Raw genomic sequence first — 7,667 nt, forward strand, 5'->3', positions numbered from 1 at the left:
GATATCGCCCGAGTGGACCGCCGGTATCCGCATCGGCACCGGGCGCAGTGTCAGGCAATATCGGATTGGATGACGCACCGCTTTCGCGAGCAAGCCCGCTCCCACAGGTCTTGTATAAGGCTCAGGGCTTGCGGGTCAGCCGGGTCAGAATCCGATCCAGTGCATTGGCAAACGCCTGCTTCTCACGCTCGCCAAACGGCGCCGGACCGCCGCTCATCTGGCCCTGTTCTCTCAGATCGGTAAACAGATTACGCACCGCCAGCCGCTCACCCATGTTTTGTGCATCGAACTCCTTGCCGCGCGGATCCAGCGCCGCCACCCCCTTCTTCACCAGCCGGTCGGCGAGCGGAATATCGCTGCAAATCACCAGCTCGCCCGGTACGGCGTGCTCGACCAGATAATCATCCGCCGCATCCGGCCCGCTCGGTACCACGATCAGTTTGACGATGGCCAGCCCCGGCTTGATCTGTGGCTGACCCGCGACCAGCACCACCTCGAACTGGCGTTTGAGGGCGAACTTCACCACCAGATCCTTCGCCGCCCGCGGACAGGCGTCGGCATCGATCCATACACGCATTTTCTTGCCTCCAAAAAATTCGCGAGCAGGCTCGCTCCCACAGGATACACACCGACCCTGTGGGAGCGAGCCTGCTCGCGAATGTGAGCGCCAGCGAATGCTTCTTTAAGCGACGACTCGGCGCTTCTCCGCCACCCAACTACGCCCATACAACACAACAATCGCCAGAATCGCCACCGCCTGCGCGGTCAGCGAATACGCATCGGCATGAATCCCCAGCCAGTCGAACTCAAAGAATGCCACCGGCCGCGTGCCGAAGATCCCGGCTTCCTGCAAGGCTTTGACGCCATGCCCGGCAAACACCACCGACAACGCGCAGAGCAGCGCGGCGTTGATGCTGAAGAACAGCGTCAGCGGCAGTTTCGCCGAGCCGCGCAGGATCACCCAGGCCAGGCCGATCAGCAGCACCAGCGCCGTCGCGCCGCCGGCCAGCACGGCGTCATGCCCGGCCGGACCGGCCTGCAACCACAGGGTTTCGTAGAACAGGATTACTTCGAACAACTCGCGATAGACCGAGAAGAACGCCAGAATCGCAAAGCCGAAACGCCCGCCGCCACCGACCAGGCTGCTCTTGATGTAATCCTGCCAGGCAGCGGCATGGCGACGGTCATGCATCCACACGCCGAGCCACAACACCATGACGCTGGCAAACAGCGCCGTCGCGCCCTCCAGCAACTCACGTTGCGAACCACTGACGTCGATCACGTATGCCGCCAGCGCCCAGGTACCCAAACCTGCCAGCAACGCCAGCCCCCAACCCACATTGACACTGCGCACTGCCGATTGCTGGCCGGTGTTGCGCAGGAACGCGAGGATCGCCGCCAGCACCAGAATCGCTTCCAGGCCTTCGCGCAGCAGAATCAGCAACCCGGAAATGTAGCTCAGCGACCAGCTCAGCCCATCGCTGCCCAGCAGGCCGGCGGATTCCTTGAGTTTCGCCTTGGCCGCGTCCAGACGCTGTTCGGCTTGCTCGACCGGCAGACCGTCCTGCAGCGACTGCCGGTACGCCATCAGCGATTTTTCAGTGTCCTTGCGTACGTTGGCATCGACGTTGTCCAGCGAGCTTTCGACCAGTTCGAAACCTTCCAGATACGCCGCTACCGACAGGTCATAGGCCTGATCATGTTCACCGGCGCGGTAGGCCACGAGGCTCTTGTCGAGCGTGGCGGCGGTGTAATCGAGCAACTGCGCCGGGCCGCGTTTGACCTGCGGCGGTTGTGCGCGCTGGGCACGGAACGTCGCGGCGACCTGTGCGCCCTCGACAGCCTGCACTTCGGCCGGCGTCTGGCGCGCCAGATCGGCGATGTTGTAGACCTTGTCGGACTTGGCGACTGCCGCATCGGCACTGAAGCCGGCGATGTAGGTGGCCAGATCCCAGCGCTGGCGATCATCGAGCTGGTCGGCAAACGCCGGCATGTCGGTGCCTTCGACGCCTTGGCCGAGAGTGCTGTAGATCGCGTACAGGCTTAGATGATCCATCCGCGCAGCGTCGCGCAGATTCGCTGGCGCGGGCGTCAGGCCAACCCCGGCCGGGCCGTCGCCAGCGCCAGTGTCGCCGTGACACACCGAGCAGTTCTGCGCATACAGCGGTGCACCCCGCGTCGGGTCCGGCGTGATGATCGGTGCCTGACTGACTTCATAAGCCACGGCCAGTTTCGCCCCCAACTGGCGAGCCTGACGGGCGACATCGGCGCCCTCCTGCTTCGCACTGATAGCGGCGTGCAACGACTCGACACCCTGCTCGAGCGCAACTTTTTCCGGTTTCGCCGGCAGCGCGGTGATCAAGCCTTGCAGCACCTGCGTGAATTCCAGCTGTTCGCGGTATTCGCCGTCGTCGATGACTTTGCCTGCCGCGACGGTCGGCGGATAGTCGGCGCTGATGTAATCCAGCAGGTGCAGCGCTTGCGGCGCGCCGTCCACGCTATCGGCCAGCAGCGACGAGCTGCTCAGGGCGAATAACGAGAGCAGCAGCCAGGCCAGCAATCGGGACGAGGCAGTCATGAAAGAATCTCAAATGGAAATACGAAGTTACATATTGTTCACTTCGCAGACGTTTCTCTCAAGCTTTGTCGGCGTTTCACCTTGATAGGCAGGACATTCCCGGCAGACAGCAACAACGTCTGTCGCCGAGTATTGCCGCACGGCGCGCTGCCGATTGACCTTGGATGAAGATCGCAGCCATTTGCCATCACCCACCTTATACTGCCCGCCCCAGAGCATTTGCGTGCAAGGAACAACCTTAATGCGGAGTCTTCCGTTCGTTTTGCTGCTTTGCGTGGCTATTCAGTTGAGCGGTTGTGCCGCCTACCGCAACTACGATCTTGAAATGCAGCAGACCACCGAGCAAATGACCCGGGGCAATCTGACCGGCGCTCTGGCACTGGTGGAAATGCACAACCCGTGGGAAGACAAGGATCTGCTGTATTACCTTGAAAAAGGCGCAATCCTCAGCGCTGGCAGTGTCCTGCCCGACAGCCAGGACGCCTGGCGCAACGCCGACCGGATGATCTTCCAGCGCGAGGAGGCCAACCCGTCCGGCGCGGTGAAATTACTGGCGCGCTTGGGCGATGAAATGGGCACGATGCTGGTCAACGACAAGTTGCGGCGCTACGAAGGCTACGATTACGAAAAGGTCATGCTGACCACACAGATGGCCTTGAACCAGCTGTCCGTCAATGACTTCGCCGGCGCCCGCGCAGACATCAAGAAGACCCACGAACGCGAAGCATTGATCGCCCGGCAGCGTGAACAGCAATACGAAGCGGCCGAGGAACAGGCCAAAGCCCAAGGCAAGACCCTGCATTACAAGGACCTGGAGGGCTACCCGGTCGCCCTGCTCGAAGCGCCGCAGGTCGTGGAGCTGAAAAACGGCTACCAGAGTGCGTTCAGCCACTATCTGGCCGGCTTCACTTACGAAGCCCTCGGCGAGCGCGCCCTGGCAGCGGCCGGTTATCGCCAGGCGATCGAACTGCGGCCAGACATGCCCTTGCTGCAAAAGGCCCTGCGCAATCTCGACAAACCGCCAGCGAAAGCCGATGAAAGCGATGTGTTGCTGATTATCCAGAGTGGCCTGGCCCCGGCCCGCAGCTCCGTGCAGGTGCCGATCCCGGTTCATCTGAACGAAACGCTGGTCATCATTGCGCCCATTTCATTCCCGGTGATGGTGCCGGACGCGGTCACGCCCAACTTCAGCCATATCACCGTAGAGGGTCGCAAGCAGCCGTTGGTGGTGATCAACAGCGTGACCGACATGTCCATGCGCACACTGCGCGACGACATGCCGGAAATCATCTCGCGGGCGATGTTCCGCGCCAACATGGCCGCTATCGGTCAAGCGCAGGAAAACGAGCGCAACCCGGCGAAAGCATCGTTGATCGTCACTCAGCATGATCCGTTCGAGGAAGCCGACACCCGCACATGGCGAGCGCTGCCGGACAAGACACTGGTCGCCCGCCTGCGCCTGAAGAAAGGCCTGCATACCTTCCGTTTTGCGACTGCACCCATCGACCACCCTTTTGAATTACGCGTCGACCAGGATCGCCAGATTCTGCACCTGCGGGTATTCCGGGATCAGGTCTACACCGTTGGATCCGCCTTTGTGCCGAATCACAAACTTGCACCGGATAAACCCGCTTCTGCGGACAAGTGATGGCACAGCGTCAGAAAAATGCGCCCAAAAAGCTATTACATAGCCATCATTCAGCGCTTATAATGCCGCGCCCTCGCCCAGCGAGCCGGCATCAAAGCTCCTCACGCATGAGGAATTGGCAGGAGGCCAGCGCCGCCGCCGATAGGTCACACTAGCCCGACCAGCACAGGCGGCTGTAGTTATCGCTACTCAGGGAAGAAGTACCTCCATGGCATTGCGCACTCCCACTTTGATCGCCCTCGGCGCGGTCACGTTGCTGTCTGGCTGTTCGGCGTTTCGCAACTACGATTCCGAGTTGGCCCAGACCAACCAGCAACTGGCGGCCGGCAATGTCGACGCCGCCCTGACCCTGCTGGAAAAGAACAACACCGGCACCGACAAAGACCTGCTTTATTACTTCGAGAAAGGTGAGCTGCTGCGCGCCAAGGGCGACCTCTCTGGCAGCCAGAACGCCTGGGGCAGCGCCGATCAGGTGGTCGGTCAGTGGGAAGACGCGGTCAAGCTCGACTCGGCCAAGTACCTGGCGCAATTCGGTAGCTTCATCGTCAACGACAAGGTGCGTCGCTACGAAGGTTATGACTACGAAAAAGTCATGCTGACCACGCAGATGGCCCTGAACCTGCTGGCAGTCAACGACTTCGATGGCGCCCGCACCGCGATCAAGAAGACTCACGAACGTGAAGCGGTGATCGCCGACCTGCGCGACAAGGAATACCTCAAGAGCGAAGAACAGGCCGAGAAAGAAGGCATCAAGACCCAGTACAAGGATTTGCAGGGTTATCCGGTCGCCAGCCTCGACGCTCCTGAAGTGGTCGGTCTGAAGAACAGCTACCAGAGCGCATTCAGTCATTACCTGGCCGGTTTCGTTTACGAAGCCTTGGGCGAAAGAGATCTGGCTGCGCCGGGTTATCGCAAAGCCGCCGAGCTGCGCCCGAACACGCCGCTGCTCGAGCAGGCGCTGGTCAACCTCGACAAGCCTGTGAAGTCTGACGACAGCGACATCCTGATCGTGGTGCAAAGCGGTCTGGCGCCGGCGCGCGACTCGATCCGCGTGCCGCTGCCTCTACCAATTTCCAACAACGTGGTGATCACCCCGCTGTCGTTCCCGATCATCAAACCGGACACCTCCACCGCGCCGTTCGCGCAGATCGGTGTTGACGGCAAGCAAGTCGACCTGACGGCCCTCAACAGCACCACTGCCATGTCCCGCCGCGCCCTGCGCGATGACATGCCGGGAATCATCGTACGCACCACCGTGCGCGCAATCACCAAGGGCGTGGCGCAGAAACAGATCAACGAAACCAACCCGCTGGCCGGTCTCGCCGTGGGCATTTCTTCAGCGGTGCTCGAAGGTGCCGATACCCGTACATGGCGCACCCTGCCGGACAACACCCAAGTGGTGCGTCTGCGCCTGAAAAAGGGCGAGCATCAGGTCACCCTGCCGAGCGCCGTCGGCGGCTCGGTGGTCAAGGTCACCGTTGATCAGCGTTATCAGGTGATCAGCCTGCGTGCCGTGGGTAATCAGGTGTTCGCCGGCGGCATCGCCGCGCACGTAATGCCGAGTGCAGGCGCGACCAACGTCGCCAGCCTCAAACAACCTTAAGAACGGAGTCTTTGCAATGCGCTTGAAGATCATCGCCGTGGCCGCCCTCGCCTTGCTGGCAGGCTGCGCCACCCCGCCACCGCCGGAGCCGGGCAGCGCCGCGAGCAAGGTCGTGGCCATGGGCCCGCAGAAACACATCGTTGTCGGCGCCATGCGCGTCGCCCGTGAAAACGGCTTTATGACCGTCAATGTGCAGTTGAGCAACACCCTCAACAGCAACAAGATTTTCTACTACCGCTTCGCCTGGCTTGGCGCCGAGGGTTTCCCGGTGGCCGAAGAAGAAGTCTGGAAAAGCCAAATGATGTACGGCGCGCAGACCAGCTTTATTCAGGCCATCGCCCCGACTCCGAAAGCCGTGGACTTCCGTCTGGAAATCAAGACGCCGTAAGCCCGTCACCCTTTTTCTGATTTAGAGAGCACTCCCATGTTTGCACGCTTTTCCTGCATCGCCGTCATCGCCCTGCTGGCCTCCGGTTGCGCCAATACTTCGCCGACTCTGGGCAGCAAAAACATCAGCTACGGCGACACCAAAGCGGTTGAAACCGTGACCAATGAATTCGGTTCGACCGACCTGCAAATGATCGCCGAATCGATGACCCGCTCGCTGGCCCAGTCCGGCATCCTGCGGGGGCGTCCGGTGGTTCAGGTCTACGACGTGAAGAACAAGACCAGCGAGTACATCGATACCCGCGAAATCACCACCAGCATCAAGACCCAACTGATGAAGACCGGCGTGGCGCGCTTCGCCAGCGACAACACGGCAATGCAGAGCCAGGTCGACCAGCTCAAGCTGCAGAACCAGAGCGGCCTGTACAAGAAGAGCACTGTGGCCAAGACCGGCAACATGATTGCTGCCAAGTACCGCATCGAAGGCTCGATCAGCTCGATTGTCAAGCGCAGCAGCGACTACAAGGACGTCTTCTACAAATTCAGCCTGCAACTGATCGACGTCGAAAGCGGTCTGGCCGAGTGGATGGACGAAAAAGAGATTCGCAAAACCACGGAGCGTTAATCGATGCGCACATGGATTGGCATGATGGCCCTGGCTTGCGCGTTCAGCGTGCAGGCGGCCCCGAAAGTGGCGGTGACGGATCTGGCGTATCAGGAGCGCGTGGAGCAATACATCCACATCGTTTCGGCGCAGAGCAATCACCGCGAGAGTTATTACAGCGCCAGCGGTTCTTCGAGCTATAACGAAATCGAAGCGACCACCAGCTACATCGAACAGGGCGAACTGCGCAAATTCACCGGCGACATCAAGGGTGAAATCCTCCGTACCGGCATGTTCCAGCTGGTGCAGGGCACGCCATACACCGCCTCGTCCAAGGGCGATGTGTATGACGTGATCAAGCGCATCAAGGCCGGCAACTTCAAAGGCGCCGACTACGTGCTGTTCGGCACCGTGTCCGACATCGACTTCACCCAAGACATCAACGAGCTGGCGCACACCGACAGCTACTCGGCGGTGCTGGGCCTGACGCTGGTGGCGGATTTCAGCCTGATCAACACCAAGACCTTCGAGATCACTTCGGCTTTCACGGCGATGGGTGAAGCGCAGGACACCAAACTGGTGAACCACCGCGACATCAAGATCTCGCTGAACCGTCCGAGAGTGGTGCGTGACGTGTCCAAGGCGTTGGGCGAAGACGTGGCCGGGCAGTTGAGCATGCAGCTCGGTGGCGACGGTTACGAGCAACCGCGCGAGGCGCCGCAGCGCAATAACCTGCCGCGCGATACCGCACCGGTAATCCTGCGCTGACGCTTTCCTGTGGCGAGGGAGCTTGCTCCCGCTTGAGTGCGCAGCGCTCACTAGCTTTTGGGCCTGCTTCGCAGCCCAG

General features: G+C 60.9%; 7 protein-coding genes. 5 read left to right on the forward strand and 2 right to left on the reverse strand.

Annotation, left to right across the window (positions count from 1 at the left end; translation table 11 throughout):
- Positions 1 to 121: 121 nt before the first annotated feature.
- Together HU743_RS26885 and HU743_RS26890 are read right to left on the reverse strand one after the other, a co-directional pair.
- Positions 122 to 577 (reverse strand): YaiI/YqxD family protein, encoded by a 456-nt coding sequence (locus tag HU743_RS26885; protein ID WP_042607095.1) that lies wholly within the window; start codon positions 575 to 577, stop codon positions 122 to 124.
- A 105-nt stretch (positions 578 to 682) separates the two neighbouring features.
- Complete coding sequence (locus HU743_RS26890; protein WP_186652383.1) at positions 683 to 2,578, reverse strand: FTR1 family protein; 1,896 nt, start codon at positions 2,576 to 2,578, stop codon at positions 683 to 685.
- A 241-nt stretch (positions 2,579 to 2,819) separates the two neighbouring features.
- Here HU743_RS26890 and HU743_RS26895 point away from each other — a divergent pair, with 241 nt between their 5' ends.
- The 5 genes from HU743_RS26895 (at position 2,820) to HU743_RS26915 (ending at position 7,588) form a co-directional block, all read left to right on the forward strand.
- A complete protein-coding gene (locus HU743_RS26895) occupies positions 2,820 to 4,226 on the forward strand; it encodes a hypothetical protein (RefSeq protein WP_186652385.1) in 1,407 nt (468 codons plus the stop codon).
- Between the two features lie 208 nt (positions 4,227 to 4,434).
- Positions 4,435 to 5,829 carry a hypothetical protein gene (locus HU743_RS26900; RefSeq protein WP_186652387.1) on the forward strand — a complete coding sequence of 465 codons (1,395 nt, stop codon included), beginning with the start codon at positions 4,435 to 4,437 and terminating at the stop codon, positions 5,827 to 5,829.
- Between the two features lie 16 nt (positions 5,830 to 5,845).
- The gene (locus HU743_RS26905; protein ID WP_016772611.1) at positions 5,846 to 6,217 is read left to right on the forward strand and encodes a YcfL family protein; all 372 of its coding nucleotides are present in this window, start codon (positions 5,846 to 5,848) and stop codon (positions 6,215 to 6,217) included.
- 36 nt (positions 6,218 to 6,253) lie between these two features.
- Positions 6,254 to 6,841 carry a penicillin-binding protein activator LpoB gene (gene lpoB, locus HU743_RS26910; protein ID WP_186652389.1) on the forward strand — a complete coding sequence of 196 codons (588 nt, stop codon included), beginning with the start codon at positions 6,254 to 6,256 and terminating at the stop codon, positions 6,839 to 6,841.
- A gap of 3 nt (positions 6,842 to 6,844) precedes the next feature.
- Entirely contained in the window at positions 6,845 to 7,588 is a 744-nt protein-coding gene (locus HU743_RS26915; RefSeq protein WP_186549636.1) for a penicillin-binding protein activator LpoB, read from the forward strand.
- Positions 7,589 to 7,667 lie beyond the last annotated feature (79 nt).

It is taken from the genome of Pseudomonas sp. SWRI99, from assembly GCF_014270125.1.
Lineage (GTDB): Bacteria > Pseudomonadota > Gammaproteobacteria > Pseudomonadales > Pseudomonadaceae > Aquipseudomonas > Aquipseudomonas hamedanensis.